General features: G+C 68.6%; 13 protein-coding genes and 1 riboswitch. Of the genes, 3 read left to right on the forward strand and 10 right to left on the reverse strand.

Going from position 1 to position 13,472, the window contains the following annotated elements; genetic code table 11:
- Positions 1-109 precede the first annotated feature (109 nt).
- The 3 genes from FBY35_RS27245 to FBY35_RS27255 form a co-directional block, all read right to left on the reverse strand.
- Positions 110-1,135, reverse strand: coding sequence for a C40 family peptidase (locus FBY35_RS27245; protein WP_142216614.1), 1,026 nt, complete (start codon positions 1,133-1,135; stop codon positions 110-112).
- A gap of 322 nt (positions 1,136-1,457) precedes the next feature.
- Positions 1,458-2,819, reverse strand: coding sequence for an NYN domain-containing protein (locus FBY35_RS27250; protein WP_142216615.1), 1,362 nt, complete (start codon positions 2,817-2,819; stop codon positions 1,458-1,460).
- Between the two features lie 35 nt (positions 2,820-2,854).
- On the reverse strand, positions 2,855-3,097 hold the full coding sequence (locus FBY35_RS27255) for a hypothetical protein (RefSeq protein WP_142216616.1): 243 nt from the start codon (positions 3,095-3,097) through the stop codon (positions 2,855-2,857).
- A gap of 151 nt (positions 3,098-3,248) precedes the next feature.
- Here FBY35_RS27255 and FBY35_RS27260 point away from each other — a divergent pair, with 151 nt between their 5' ends.
- Positions 3,249-3,971, forward strand: coding sequence for a rhomboid family intramembrane serine protease (locus FBY35_RS27260; protein WP_142216617.1), 723 nt, complete (start codon positions 3,249-3,251; stop codon positions 3,969-3,971).
- Positions 3,968-4,249 (forward strand): Lrp/AsnC family transcriptional regulator, encoded by a 282-nt coding sequence (locus FBY35_RS27265; RefSeq protein WP_005318592.1) that lies wholly within the window; start codon positions 3,968-3,970, stop codon positions 4,247-4,249. Before FBY35_RS27260 ends, FBY35_RS27265 begins: the two co-directional genes overlap by 4 nt.
- A gap of 39 nt (positions 4,250-4,288) precedes the next feature.
- On the opposite strand, the gene FBY35_RS27270 is transcribed toward FBY35_RS27265, so the two are convergent.
- The 6 genes from FBY35_RS27270 to FBY35_RS27295 form a co-directional block, all read right to left on the reverse strand.
- On the reverse strand, positions 4,289-5,746 hold the full coding sequence (locus FBY35_RS27270; protein ID WP_186357076.1) for an aminotransferase class V-fold PLP-dependent enzyme: 1,458 nt from the start codon (positions 5,744-5,746) through the stop codon (positions 4,289-4,291).
- A gap of 204 nt (positions 5,747-5,950) precedes the next feature.
- Positions 5,951-6,067, reverse strand: a riboswitch (SAM riboswitch).
- 118 nt (positions 6,068-6,185) lie between these two features.
- Positions 6,186-7,250, reverse strand: a complete 1,065-nt coding sequence (gene trpD / locus FBY35_RS27275) for an anthranilate phosphoribosyltransferase (RefSeq protein ID WP_142216618.1) — start codon at positions 7,248-7,250, stop codon at positions 6,186-6,188.
- A gap of 130 nt (positions 7,251-7,380) precedes the next feature.
- Positions 7,381-9,030, reverse strand: coding sequence for a cytochrome bc complex cytochrome b subunit (locus FBY35_RS27280; RefSeq protein WP_142216619.1), 1,650 nt, complete (start codon positions 9,028-9,030; stop codon positions 7,381-7,383).
- Positions 9,027-10,079, reverse strand: coding sequence for a ubiquinol-cytochrome c reductase iron-sulfur subunit (locus FBY35_RS27285; protein WP_142216620.1), 1,053 nt, complete (start codon positions 10,077-10,079; stop codon positions 9,027-9,029). The genes FBY35_RS27280 and FBY35_RS27285 overlap by 4 nt, the downstream gene beginning before the upstream one ends.
- Positions 10,076-10,885 (reverse strand): c-type cytochrome, encoded by an 810-nt coding sequence (locus FBY35_RS27290; protein ID WP_142216621.1) that lies wholly within the window; start codon positions 10,883-10,885, stop codon positions 10,076-10,078. The genes FBY35_RS27285 and FBY35_RS27290 overlap by 4 nt, the downstream gene beginning before the upstream one ends.
- Positions 10,886-10,962: 77 nt before the next feature.
- On the reverse strand, positions 10,963-11,583 hold the full coding sequence (locus tag FBY35_RS27295) for a heme-copper oxidase subunit III (RefSeq protein WP_142216622.1): 621 nt from the start codon (positions 11,581-11,583) through the stop codon (positions 10,963-10,965).
- A gap of 178 nt (positions 11,584-11,761) precedes the next feature.
- Between FBY35_RS27295 and FBY35_RS27300 the strand changes: the two genes are divergently transcribed.
- Positions 11,762-12,163, forward strand: coding sequence for a response regulator transcription factor (locus FBY35_RS27300; RefSeq protein WP_142216623.1), 402 nt, complete (start codon positions 11,762-11,764; stop codon positions 12,161-12,163).
- 16 nt (positions 12,164-12,179) lie between these two features.
- On the opposite strand, the gene FBY35_RS27305 is transcribed toward FBY35_RS27300, so the two are convergent.
- Positions 12,180-13,430 (reverse strand): Ig-like domain-containing protein, encoded by a 1,251-nt coding sequence (locus FBY35_RS27305; RefSeq protein WP_142216624.1) that lies wholly within the window; start codon positions 13,428-13,430, stop codon positions 12,180-12,182.
- Positions 13,431-13,472 lie beyond the last annotated feature (42 nt).

Raw genomic sequence — 13,472 nt, forward strand, 5'->3', positions numbered from 1 at the left:
CACTGCGGGCACACAAAGTGACGCCCCGCCGGAGACCACAGGTCACCGGCGGGGCGCGACGTCAGCGGCAGTTGACGCAATTCGCCCGTTTGGGCGGGCGCGGCGCGTGTCAGATACGCACGCCGAACTGGAACGGCATGTTGTTGATCGACTCGTAGCGCACGCTGGCACCGGGCTTCGGGGCGTGCAGCACCTGACCGTTGCCCGCGTAGAGGCCGACGTGGTGCATGTCGCCGTAGAAGATGACCAGGTCGCCCTGCTGGAGCCCGCTCTGCGAGTAGATACGCGTACCGGCGTTGGCCTGCGACTGGGAGGTGCGCGGTATGGAGACACCGGCCTGCGAGTACGCCCAGGAGGTCAGCCCCGAGCAGTCGAAGGAGCTGGGACCCGAGGCGCCGTAGACGTACGGCGAACCTATCTTGCTCTGCGCGGCCGCGAAGGCTGCGCCCGCACGCTGCGAGGCGGGGACCGAGTTACCGAGGTCCGCGCGCGAGTTGTCACGGTTTGCGCGGGACTCGTCGGCGGAGAGCGCGGCGCGCTCCTGCGCGGTCAGCGAGTTGAGGAGCTTCTGCGCGGCGGCGAGCTTGGTCTGGACTTCCTTCTTCTTGGCGCCCAGCTGCTTGCGCGTGTCGGCGAGGTCGCCCAGCTTGTCCTGGGCCTCCTTGCGCTGCTGCGCGAGCGTCCGCTGCTTGGCCTGGATCTCGTTCAGCGCCTCGGTCTGCTTGGCGCCCAGCTGGTCCAGCGCGGAGGCCTTGTCCAGGTAGGTGTCCGGGTCCGAGGAGAGGAACAGCTGCACCGCGGGGTCGATGCCGCCGGAGCGGTACTGGGCGCTGGCCACCGAACCGAGGCCGTCGCGCAGGGTGTTGAGCTCGTCCTGGCCGCGGGCGACCTTGTCCTGGATCGCGTCGACCTGCTTCTGGAGCTTGGACTGCTGCTCCTTGGCACCGTTGTACTTCTCGGTGGCCGCCTCAGCCTCTTCGTAGAGCTTGTCGACCTTCTCCTTGACCTCGCTCTTGCTCGGCTTCGGCTGGGCCTGGGCGGCCTGGGAGGTCAGAGCGACGGCCGCGGCGGCGGTCGCGGTGAGCACGGTCACGCGGGTGCGGCTCGGCTGCTTGGGTCGACGGTGGGACGCCACGAAGGCGAGCTCCTTCTTCCTCGAGCCGCCTACCGGGCTGTGGGGGGTTGAATCCCCGGCTCCGCACGTTCAGCACCCCCGCAAAACAGGCTGAACTGCACAGATTCGGCGGTACCTTCACTGTCCGCCCCGGGTGGGCGATCAACCGCGCGAAGGTTCGAGGCCCGACCCTAGTGACCTTCTTGTGATCAGTTCAAATCCTGTCGAGAAAAATCTCAGCCGCCGAGCGCATTCTTTACTCGCATCACACGCGTAGTAGTGGCCACTTGACACTACGTTCAGTCAAGACAGGTCGAATTCGGGCATTAGGTACGGGAGTTATTTAGACCCGCGAAAGCCGCTTCAGCAACAAGACGGACGCGACGGGCCTGGCGCCCGCCTTCGCCACTCCGTCGGCGACCTCGCGGTCGGTGGAGACCACCACCACGGGCCGGCCCGGCGGCTCCGCGCGGACGAGCTGGCGGATCAGTTCGTCGGCGGTCACACCCGGCTTTGAGAACAGCACCCGCACCCCCCGCGGCGGCGCGAGCAGCACCGGGGCCGCCAGCTCGGCCCCGTCGAAGACACAGGTGATCTCGGCGCCTGTCTGCGCCGCGAGGACCGAGAGCCCGCCGAGCAGCCGCAGCCGCTGCTTCTCCAAAGGCATCGCCGGATAGCCGGTCTTGGTCACGTTGTAGCCGTCCACCACCAGATGCGCCTGCGGCAGCGCGAGCAGCTGGTCGAGCAGCGCGGGATCGGTCTCGGAAAGCGCGCGGGCCGCGATGTCCTTGGGGGACATCCGGCCCGGCTCGACCGCGTCGACCGTGTCGGCGGGGTGCAGGGCGGCGGGCGGCAGGGCCAGTTCGCGGCGCAGCCCCTGGGCCGCGTCGAGGACCGTGTCCAGCAGCAGCCGCAGCCGCATGTCCTCGACCGAGCGGCCCTCGCGGGCTGCCCGGCGGCCCGCCTCGACCGCCGCCTCCGCCTCGCCGAGGCGCGCCTTGAGCCGCCGGCTCTCGCTCTCGGCAGCCGAGACCTGGGCGGCGGCCTCCGACTTGATGACCTCGATGTCGGCGTCCCTGCGGCGCAGGGCGGCAGCGGCGCGCTTCATGTCGTTCTCGACGCTGCGCAGCCTGCGGCGAAGCGATTCGGCTTCCTTGCGAGCCGCCTCCAGCTCCGTACGCAGCCGCTCGCTCTCGCTCTTGATCAGCCCGCGCGCCTCGGTGAGCTCCTCCCGCAGCCGCTCCAGCTCCCGCCGGCCCGCCTCGTCCGCGCGCTCGGCATCGGCGCGCTGGGCCTCCTCGCCCGCGGCGGCGACAAGTTTCACCCATCCGGTGGGCCGCAGGACATATGCCGCGGCCGCAACATCCACCGGATCGGCGGCCGCGGGAGGTGATCCGGACTCCAGCGCGGCGGACAGCTCCGGCTGCGCCTGGCTGAGCCGCTCGCCGATGCGCCGGCGGAAAACCGGGTCGCCCTCCAGGGCGGCGGCCATCGCATTGCCCGCGAACTTGGCCCGACGAGTCGGGGTGAATCGGGCGTACTGCCGCAGCTGGGTGGGAAGTTCGGCGACGGTCAGTCCGCCGAACGCGTCCGAGATCAGCGCGACGACTCTGCGCCGTACGCCCTCCGGCAGCGGGCGGTCGAGAGCCTCGGCCGCGTCACCGGCCGCACTGGCCGGCTCCGCGCCGTTCTCAGGCTGCTCCACGATCCGTCACCCCACTACCCTTTCGGGCCGCTCCCTCAGGAGCCGGCGCCCGGCCTGTCCACCAGCTCGATCCGGTCCACCGCGTTGCACCAACGGCAGCGCACCGACTCGATGGTCTCACTGACCACCTCGCGCTCCTCGACCGTCGGCTCCCCGGCCAGGTCCAGATGGACGTACTCGACGACCTTGGAGGAGCGGGTGACGTCGAAGCGCGTGAGGTTGCCGCAGAGCATGCAGCGCCAGCGGGTCGTGGCGGTCGGCGAGGGAACCGTCGTCATCGTGCCGTCCTCTTTCGTCGTGCGTGGTGCGGATGCCGCCGTGCGCCGTCGAACTGCGGGTGTACTGCCCGTAACCCTACGGCCTCGCAGGTACCCCATGATGCGGCGAGGCACCCTGTACCGTTCGGTCCCCCTACGCCATGCTCTGTCCATGATCGGTTGGCGGGGTGCGGTCCGGGGCGCGGTCACCGGGCCCGCGGTGACATACGGCGTGATCGCCGTATGTTGTGCCGTGTTCGTGATCAGTCCGGTCTCAGGCCTCAATCCGGTGTACGGCACCGATGACGCGCTGCTCGCCGCGCAGAGCGGGTACTTCGAGCGGTGGGGCGTGATCCCCGCCGAACTGATCAGCGGCTCCCCCGGCGCCCTCCGCACCCCGTTCACCGCCCTCTTCGTCCACGGCAGTTGGCTGCACCTGCTCGGCAACATGCTCTTCCTCTACGTCTTCGGGGCGATGGCCGAGGAACACATCGGACGGCTGGAGTTCGCCCTCTTCTACGCCGGCTGCGGCTACCTCGCCCTGCTCGCCTACGCGGTGGCCAACGCCGAATCCGATCAGACCCTGGTGGGAGCGTCCGGGGCGATCTCGGGGGTGCTCGGCGCGTTCCTGTACCTCTTCCCGAAGGCCCGGGTCACCAGTCTCTTCCCATTCCTTTTCTTCCTGCCGCTTCGCTTCCCCGCGTGGATCGTGCTGATCTTCTGGTTCGTCCTGCAGTGGCTGGCCGCCCAGGGCGCGGGCAGCGGCCCGGGGGTGGCGTATCTGGCGCATCTGGTGGGGTTCGGAGTCGGGTTTCTGTACGCCTGGGGACGCTTCCGCCGTGGTACTAGAGTGAAGGCCCAAGCAGCGGCCACTGAGGGAGAACGCCAGCCGTGATCACCGCGATCGTGCTCATCAAGACCAGTGTGGACCGCATCCCCGAGATCGCCGAGTCGATCGCCGCGCTCGACAGCGTGAGCGAGGTCTTCTCGGTCACCGGCACGTACGACCTCATCGCCATGGTGCGGGTGGCCAAGCACGACGACCTGGCGGACGTCATCCCCGGCCGGATCAGCAAGATCCCGGGGGTGGAGGGTACGGACACGCATGTCGCGTTCCGTACGTACTCCCAGCACGACCTGGAGGCGGCGTTCGCGATCGGCCTCGACGCGTAGCGCCTCCGGGCCTTCCGGCAGCCGGGGCCGAGCCCCTGGTCAGACCGCCGGGACGCAGCGGCCGTCCTCCGTGCGGTAGGTCCACTTCGCGCCGTCCGTGACCAGTTCCCTGACCGCCCGTACAAAGCGCTCCACGTGCTCGTCCGGCGTACCCGCCCCGAAGCTGACCCGGATCGCGTTGAGCGAGGGCCGGCCCGGCTCGGCCTCCGGGGCGCCGCACTCGCCCGGGTCCTGCGGGTCGGTGCCGAGCAGGGTGCGCAGAAGCGGATGGGCGCAGAACAGGCCGTCCCGGACGCCGATGCCGTACTCCGCCGAGAGCGCCGCGGCGAAGTGCGAGCTGTTCCAGCCCTCGACCACGAACGAGATGACGCCGACGCGTGGGGCCTCGTCGCCGAAGAGCGAGAGGACCTTCACCTCCGGGACCTCCGCGAGACCCGCGCGCACCGTCGCCACAAGCTGCTGCTCCCGCGCGACGAGCCGGTCGAAACCGGCCTCGGTGAGCGCCTTGCAGGCGGAGGCGATGGAGTAGACCCCGATGACGTTCGGCGAGCCGGCCTCGTGGCGGGCCGCCGTTGTGTGCCAGTCGACGTCCACGCCGCCGTCCGCGCGGCGGGCCACCTTGCGCGAGGCACCGCCGCCCGCGAGGTACGGCTCTGCCTCCTGCAGCCAGTCCGCACGGCCCGCGAGCACACCCGAGCCGAACGGGGCGTACAGCTTGTGCCCGGAGAAGGCAACCCAGTCGACGTCCAGGTCCTGCACGGAGACCGGGTGGTGCGGGGCGAGCTGAGCCGCGTCCAGGACGATCCGCGCGCCGTGCGCGTGCGCCGCGGCCGCCAACTCCTTGACCGGCCACAGTTCACCGGTGACGTTCGACGCGCCTGTCACGCAGACCAGCGCGGGGCCGTACGGGTCGCGGGCGGCGAGCGCGTGCTCCAGCGTGCGGACCGCCTCGGCCGGGGTGCGCGGGGCGCTGAGACAGGTCACCCGGGAGGACCTCCAGGGCAGCAGCGAGGCATGGTGTTCGGTCTCGAAGACGAAGACCTCGCAGTCCGCGGGGAGCACGGACGCCAGCAGATTGAGGGAGTCCGTGGTCGACCGGGTGAAGACGACCTGGTCGCCCGGGCGGCAGTCGAGGAACTCGGCGACCGCGACACGGCTGTTCTCGAAGAGGTCGGTGGACAGCTGCGAGAGGTACCCGGCGCCGCGGTGGACGCTGCCGTAGTAGGGCGCGTACGCGGCGACGTCGTCCCACACCCGCTGCAGGGCAGGGGCGCTGGCCGCGTAGTCGAGGGCGGCGTAGGTGACCTCGCCGCCGGTCACGAGCGGGACGGTCACATCGCGGCCGAGCACCGGCAGCGGCGCCGCACAGGCGGGGTCCGCGGACCCGGAGCGGGCGGAGGAGTCGGAGACGGGGCAGGCGGAGGAGTCGAAGACGGCGGACGCGGCGGAGGAGGCAGAAGACGCGGCGGTGACAGCGGCGTTCGGGCGTGCGGACATGGCGGTATCTCCCGGCAGGACAAGGCGAATTTGCTTCGGCAGACCCGTACGGGCGCTCAACGGCCGCTCGACGCACGGGGGTTGCCTCGACTGCACGGCGATCGCCGTGCGGAGGCGTACTGAAGTGGGGGCCGCAGAAGCCCTATCGCATTCGCTTGCTCACGAGACTGCTCCCTTGAGGACCAGGACCCCAGGGTGTGCAGGGGTCCGCGCTTGCCGCAGACCTCGCTGCCCACGGCCTGGTCTTCACCCGGGGCACCCCGCCACGGACGGAGGGTTGCCGGACAGCGGGCCGGGGCCTAATCGCTGTCACTCATGACCTGCCGAGAAGTATGCCAGCCGTTCGCGCCGCCGCAAACCGTGTCCGCATCCCGGGACGCGGGACCCGGAGCTGTGCCCCGGTCCCCCGCGCCCCGAAGTCCCGGGCCCACAGGACGTACTACGCGTTGCTCGCGGCCACCCACCGCTTGAGCGCCGCCTTCGCCGCGCCCGAGTCGATCGACTCCGCCGCCTTGGCCATCCCCGCCGAGATCTGCCCGGCGAGCGGCCCCTCCCCAGGCGCGAGAGCGACGAGCGCCGCGGCCGCGTTCAGCAGCACCGCGTCCCGTACGGGCCCGGTCTCACCGCTCAGCAGCCGTCGCGCGACATCCGCGTTGAACGAGGCGTCCGCGCCCCGCAGGGCCTCCACGGGCACCAGGTCGATGCCGATGTCCCGCGGGTCGAAGGCCTCCTCGCGCACCGTCCCGTCCCGCACCACCCACACGCGCGACGTGGCCGTCGTCGTCAGCTCGTCCAGCCCGTCGTCGCCCCGGAAGACCAGCGCCGAGGATCCGCGCTCGGCCAGCACCCCGGCCATGATCGGCGCCATCCGGGCGTCCGCGACACCGGTGGCCTGGGCCTTGACCCTGGCCGGGTTGGTGAGCGGGCCCAGGAAGTTGAACGTGGTACGGATGCCCAGCTCCTTGCGCGCGGCCGCCACATGCCTGAGCGCCGGGTGGAACTTCACCGCGAAGCAGAAGGTGATCCCCGCCTCCTCGGCGACCTGGGCGACCCGCTGCGGAGTCAGTTCCAGATTGACCCCGAGCTTCTCCAGTACGTCGGAGGCGCCGCTCGCCGAGGACGCGGCGCGGTTGCCGTGCTTGACGACCTTCGCGCCCGTCCCGGCGACCACGATCGCGGACATGGTGGAGATGTTCACGGTCTTGGCGCCGTCGCCGCCCGTGCCGACGATGTCGACGCTGGGCCCGGGCACCTCGATCAGGTTCGCGTGCGCGTACATGGTCCGTACGAGACCGGCGATCTCCTCGACCGTCTCGCCCTTGGCCCGCAGGGCCACCGCGAAGCCGGCGATCTGGGCGTTCGTCGCCTCGCCGCTGAGGATGCGGTCCATGGCCCATGCGGTGGCGTCGGCGCTCTGGTCGCGGTTGCTGAGGAGTGCCTCCAGCACGCCCGGCCAGGAGTGGGCCGCCACGCTGTCGCCGCCAACCGGGGTCACAACGTTCATGGTCCACTCCAGGGTCCACAGCCGAACAGGGATGCTCCCACCCTATCCAGCCCCGGGCACAGCAAAGAGCCCCGTCCGGCGAATGGACGGGGCTCCCGCTGTGGCGACCGCGGCAGGCGGCCGGGTGGGATCAGTGGTGGCCGTGGCCGCTCGTGATCTCGTTGAACTCCTCGGCCGTCGGCTTGGGGATCTGGTTCCCCTCGCCGTAGTAGCTCTTGCTCAGCTTGGCCCTCAGCTTCTGGCTGCGGGTGGGCTTGCGCTCGACGCCGTTCTCGTCGACCGTCGGGCCGATCTCGACCGGCTCGTACTGCTCGTGCACCGTGAGCGTGTGCAGGGCGCCCTGGCTGAGCGGCTCGTGGACCTCGACGAACTCACCGTGCGGCAGGCGCTTGATGATGCCGGACTCGCGTCCGTGCAGCACCTTGTCCCGGTCGCGACGCTGCAGACCCATGCAGATCCGCTTGGTGACGACGAAGGCGATGACCGGTCCGGCGAAGAAGAAGATCCGGACGAACCAGGTGATCGCGTTGATCGAGAGGTGGAAGTGGGTGGCCCAGATGTCGTTTCCGCCACCGATCAGCAGAACGAAGTACCAGGTCAGCCAGGCCACACCGAAGGCGGTACGGGTCGGGGCGTTGCGCGGGCGGTCCAGGATGTGGTGCTCGCGCTTGTCGCCGGTGACCCAGGACTCGATGAACGGGTATACCGCGATCGCGACCAGGACCAGCGGGAAGATCACCAGCGGGATGAACACACCCAGGACGAGTGTGTGACCCCAGAGGTTGATCTCCCAGCCCGGCATGAACCGGATCAGGCCCTCGGAGAAGCCCATGTACCAGTCCGGCTGGGCGCCGGTGGACACCTGGTCCGGACGATAGGGACCGAGCGCCCAGATCGGGTTGATCGAGGCGATCGCCGCGACCACCGCGATGACACCGAAGACCAGGAAGAAGAAGCCTCCGGCCTTGGCCATGTAGATCGGCAGCAGCGGCATGCCGACGACGTTCTTGTTGGTCCGGCCGGGACCGGCGAACTGCGTGTGCTTGTGGAAGAACACCAGGATCAGGTGTCCCACGAGCAGGCCCATCATGATGCCGGGCAGCAGCAGGATGTGGATCGAGTAGAACCTGGCCACGAAGTCGCCGCCGGGGAACTCCCCGCCGAAGAGGAACATCGACAGGTACGTACCGACGACCGGCACCGACAGGATCGCGCCCTGCATGAAGCGGACACCCGTACCGGACAACAGGTCGTCCGGGAGCGAGTAGCCGGTGAAGCCGGTGAACATGCCGAGCACCAGCAGCAGGAAGCCGAACAGCCAGTTGACCTCGCGCGGCTTGCGGAACGCGCCGGTGAAGAAGACGCGCATCATGTGGACGAGCATGCCCGCCACGAAGATCAGGGCCGCCCAGTGGTGGATCTGCCGGATCAGCAGACCGCCGCGGACGTCGAAGCTGATGTCCAGCGTCGAGGCGAACGCCTCCGACATCCGCACACCCTGCATCGGGATGTAACTGCCGTGGTACTCCACCTCGTTCATCGACGGGTGGAAGAACAGCGTCAGATACACACCCGTGAGGATGATGACGATGAAGCTGTAGAGGCAGATCTCACCGAGCATGAAGGACCAGTGGTCCGGGAAGATCTTGCGCATATTGGCCTTGGCCAGGCCGTAGATCCCGAGCCGGCCGTCCGCCCAGTCGGCCACCCGCTCGCCGGCGGGCGCCTTCGCTTTGCCCGGCGCGCCAGCGCCCGAAGTGTTACGTGCTGTAGTACTCATCCGCGCTCCCAGAAGGCAGGACCGACAGGCTCGTCGAAGTCGCCGAGCGCCTCGAGGTTGCCCTCGGCGTTCACGCCGATCCGCAGCTGCGGAAGCCGGTGACCGGCCGGGCCGAAGATGACGCGGGCGCCGTCGGAGAGGTCGAAGGTGGACTGGTGGCACGGGCAGAGCACGTGGTGCGTCTGCTGCTCGTAGAGGCTGATGGGACAGCCGACGTGCGTGCAGATCTTCGAGTACGCCACGATGCCCTCGTGCGACCACTCGAGCTCGCGCTTGTCCTTGATGTCGTCCGGCTGAATCCGGACGATCATGAGCGCCGCCTTGGCGATTTCCTTCTGGAAGTCCTCGGCGTCCTCCTCCAGGCCCTCGGGCTTGGCGAAGGTCAGCGAACCGGTGACGACGTCCTCGGGACGCAGCGGCTCATTGGTGTTCATGTTGATGAGCTGCTTGCCCTCGGCCCACAGCGTCGAGCGCAGCTTCTTCTCGGGCAGCGGGCCCAGGTCGCGCAGCAGCACCAGACCGGAGAGCGGCACCATGGCCAGCGCGCCGAACATGGTGTTGCGGAGCAGCTTGCGCCGGCCGAAGCCGGACTCCGCGGCACCTGTCGCGAAGTCCGCCATGACCTTGGCCCGGACCTCGGGCTCGGCCTCGATCGGGTGGCGCTCGTCGGCGATCTCCTGGTCGGACATCAGCGTGCGGGCCCAGTGGACCGCGCCCGCGCCGATGCAGAAGAGCGCGATCCCGAGGGTCAGACCCAGCGAGAAGTTCAGCGCGCTCACGTGCCCGAACGGGAAGATGTAGACGATCTTGTTGACCGGGAAGGTCACGAACGACGCGATGAACGCGATCGTCGCCAGCATCGACAGCGTGAACAGGAGGGCGACCGTGCGCTCGGACCGCTTGGCGGCCCGCTCGTCGATGTCCTGGATACGCGGCTTGTGCGCCGGCAGGCCCGGGTCCGCGAACGGATCCTCCGCGACCTCTACCGCGCCGTGCGCGGCGTCCTGCGCTGCGGGCAGGTTCTCTTCTGGAATCTCTTGGCTACTCATGACTTCTTGGCCTTAGCGGTGTGGGCCGCGACCCAGATGGCGACTGCGATCAGCGCACCCAGTCCGAAGACCCAGCCGAACAGTCCCTCGCTGACGGGGCCGAGGCCACCGAGCTTGAAGCCGCCGGGGCTCTCGGAGTCGTCGCTGTTCACGGTCTGGATGTACGCGATGATGTCCTGCTTCTGCTTCTCCGGCATCGTGGTGTCGGGGAAGGACGGCATGTTCTGCGGGCCGGTCTGCATGGCCTCGTAGACGTGCTTGGGGTCCACGCCCTCAAGGCTCGGGGCGTACTTGCCGTTCGTCAGCGCACCGCCCTCACCAGTGAAGTTGTGGCACTGGGCGCAGTTGGTACGGAACAGGTCGCCACCCTTGGCGATGTCCGCACCCTCGGGGTTGTACTGCTTCTTGGTCGGCGTGATCGGACCGGCGCCGAAGGAGGCGATGTACGCCGCGAGCTGATCGATCTGACTCTGCGTGTAGATGACCTTCTTCTTCGGCACCTGTGCGCCGGGCTGCTGGGCCGGCATCCGGCCCGTACCGACCTGGAAGTCGACCGCGGCGGAGCCCACGCCGACCAGGGACGGACCGTCAGTGGTGCCCTGACCGCCGACTCCGTGGCAGCTGGCGCAGCCGACGGTGTAGAGCTTCTTGCCCTCCTTGATGGCGAGGGACTGGGCGGTTTCATCGGCCTGCGCCTTGTCCGCGGGTGCGAACGCGGCGTAGAGCCCCCCAGTTGCCGCCAGCGCGAGGAGTAGGACGACGACCGCCGCCAGCGGATGGCGTCGTCGTGAGGAGAGCTTTTTCACGGATTACCCCGGTGTCAGGATCTTCTGCGTCGATGCTTCTGGACTGTGTCTGCTTCAGGCAGCGAGTGCCTGCGCCGTTACTTGATCATGTAGATCGTGGCGAAGAGGCCGATCCAGACGACATCGACGAAGTGCCAGTAGTAGGACACGACGATGGCGGCGGTTGCCTGCTCGTGAGTGAATCTCCTGGCCGCGTAGGTCCTGCCGAGGACCAGCAGGAAGGCGATCAGGCCGCCCGTCACGTGCAGGCCGTGGAAGCCGGTGGTCAGGTAGAACACCGAGCCGTACGGGTCCGAGGACAGCGAGAGGCCGTCGTTCTTGACCAGCTCGGTGTACTCGAAGACCTGACCGCCGATGAAGATCGCACCCATCACGAAGGTGATCACGAACCAGGCGCGGAGCTTCTTCACATCGCCGCGCTCAGCGGCGAATACGCCGAGCTGGCAGGTGAGGGAGGAGAGCACCAGGATCGTGGTGTTCGTCGCCGAGAACGGGAAGTTGAGGGCCGAAGCCATTTCCTTCCAGTGCTCGGCGCCCGTCACCGATCGCAGGGTGAAGTACATCGCGAAGAGGGCCGCGAAGAACATCAGCTCGGAACTCAGCCAGATGATGGTTCCGACGCTGGTGAGGTTCGGCCGATTGACCGACGGGTGCGCATGCCCGGTTTCTACTGTCGTTGCTGTCGCCACGACCGACATTATGTCGGTCGCTTATCCCGCCCTCACTCCGGGGGGTGCCGTTCGGTGTGTCAGTGGGCTCTGTCCAGCCCGAACGGCCCATCGAAGCCATGTCCGAACAGCTGTTGACAGCCAGTTGATCGGAGTAGCATCCGCGCATCGGTTCCTGATGCAGTGCCGCCGTCGATTCGGAGGAACAATGCAGTCGAGCGCCACGGTCCTGGTCTACAGCGACGACGCCAACACGCGCGAGCAAGTGCGCCTGGCGGCCGGGCGCAGGCCTGCGGCCGATGTTCCCCCGGTCGAGTTCGTGGAGTGCGCGACCCTTCCGGCCGTACTGAAGCGGCTGGACGAGGGCGGCATCGATGCCTGTGTCCTGGACGGCGAGACGGTTCCCGCGGGCGGCATGGGCGTCTGCAGGCAGATCAAGGACGAGATCTTCAACTGCCCGCCCGTGCTGCTGCTGATCGGCCGCCCGCAGGACGCCTGGCTGGCCACCTGGAGCCGCGCGGAGGCCGCGGTGACCCTTCCGGTCGACCCGGTGGAGTTCGCGGACGCCCTGGCCGCCCTGCTGCGTGGCCGGCTCGCCGTGGAGGCGTGAGGAGCACCCACGCCCCTCAGACCTGAGGACGCAGCCGTGCCGCGTCGCCGGTGCTGCTGCCGTCCGTGGTGTCGGCCACAAGGGCACTGCCCTTGATCCACTTGTCCCAGTCCAGGTTCCAGTCGCCGAAGCCGTTGCCGAACGGGTCCATGTCGTCACCGGCGCTGTTCACGACCTTGACGATGTCGCCCTCCTTGACGGTCTCGAAGAACCACGCGGCGTTGCCGGTGGACATCCCGGTGCAGCCGTGGCTGACGTTCTCGTACCCCTGTGAGCCGACGGACCAGGGCGCGGCGTGGACGTACTCACCGCTGTAGGTGACCTGTGTCGCGTAGTAGACGGGCAGGTCGTAGGAGTCGGCGCTGCCCTCCGCTATGCCGATGCTGGTACCGCGCATCCGTACGAAGTACTGCTTGGCGAGCACGACCTTGATTCCGTTGCGGGTGGAGAAGCCGGGCTTGCCGGTGGTCACCGGGATGGTCTTGATCACTTCTCCGTTGCGCTCGACCGTCATCTGGTGCGATCCGGCGTCGGTGATGGCCTCGATGCGGTCCCCGATGGTGATCTTCAACTCCTTCGAGGCGCCGCCGTAGAGCTTGGAGGAGACCTTGACGCCCTGGAGGTTGCTGACCGCCTTCACGGTCGCGCCGCTGGGCCAGTACTCCTTGGGACGGAAGTGCAGCTTCTTGTCGTCCACCCAGTACCAGGCGCCCTCCACGGCGGGGCTGGACTGGACCTTCAGGGCGCGCTCCACGACGGCCCTGGCCGCCTTGTCCTTCACCGGGAGGCTGAGCTCGGCGGTGATGGGCTGGCCGACCCCGTACGTGCCCGCCTTGGGGCCGAACTTGACCGTCAGGAACGTGGAGGCGGGTTCGGTCTCGAAGGTCAGCGTACGGACGCCCGGGGCGCCGTTCACGTCCTCCGTGGACACCCTCACGGTGTATTTGGCGCCGGCCGACAGGGAGCCGGTGGAACGCCATCGGGTGCCGTCGGCGTCGAGTTCGCCCGCGAGGAAGTGTCCGGAGTCATCTATGACGGTCACGTCGGTGATGCGGCCGCCGTCACCCTCGGCGGTGACTTCCAGCGGTTTGTCCGGGTCCACTTTCGTGTTGCCGTCAGGCGTGTTGAAGGAGATCTGCCCGGCGGCGTCGAAGGGCTTCGCGGCGAGCGGGTCGCCGCCCGAGTCGCACGCGGTCGCGCCCGCCCCGAGGGAGACGACCAGCAGAGTGCAGCTGAGGACGGTGCGGAGGTGCGGGGTGTGGTTCATAAGCACACGTTATGAAGATCACTCGGCAACGGCGCGCCGAGT

Source organism: Streptomyces sp. SLBN-118, from assembly GCF_006715635.1.
GTDB lineage: Bacteria > Actinomycetota > Actinomycetes > Streptomycetales > Streptomycetaceae > Streptomyces.

Bases quoted from the DNA above. Each gene is read 5' to 3' on its own strand.
- FBY35_RS27300 (WP_142216623.1), top strand. From the start codon at position 11,762: ATGCAGTCGAGCGCCACGGTCCTGGTCTACAGCGACGACGCCAACACG.
- FBY35_RS27270 (WP_186357076.1), bottom strand. From the start codon at position 5,746: ATGTCCGCACGCCCGAACGCCGCTGTCACCGCCGCGTCTTCTGCCTCC.
- FBY35_RS27305 (WP_142216624.1), bottom strand. From the start codon at position 13,430: ATGAACCACACCCCGCACCTCCGCACCGTCCTCAGCTGCACTCTGCTG.
- FBY35_RS27295 (WP_142216622.1), bottom strand. From the start codon at position 11,583: ATGTCGGTCGTGGCGACAGCAACGACAGTAGAAACCGGGCATGCGCAC.
- FBY35_RS27255 (WP_142216616.1), bottom strand. From the start codon at position 3,097: ATGACGACGGTTCCCTCGCCGACCGCCACGACCCGCTGGCGCTGCATG.
- FBY35_RS27280 (WP_142216619.1), bottom strand. From the start codon at position 9,030: ATGAGTACTACAGCACGTAACACTTCGGGCGCTGGCGCGCCGGGCAAA.
- trpD (WP_142216618.1), bottom strand. From the start codon at position 7,250: ATGAACGTTGTGACCCCGGTTGGCGGCGACAGCGTGGCGGCCCACTCC.
- FBY35_RS27285 (WP_142216620.1), bottom strand. From the start codon at position 10,079: ATGAGTAGCCAAGAGATTCCAGAAGAGAACCTGCCCGCAGCGCAGGAC.
- FBY35_RS27260 (WP_142216617.1), top strand. From the start codon at position 3,249: ATGATCGGTTGGCGGGGTGCGGTCCGGGGCGCGGTCACCGGGCCCGCG.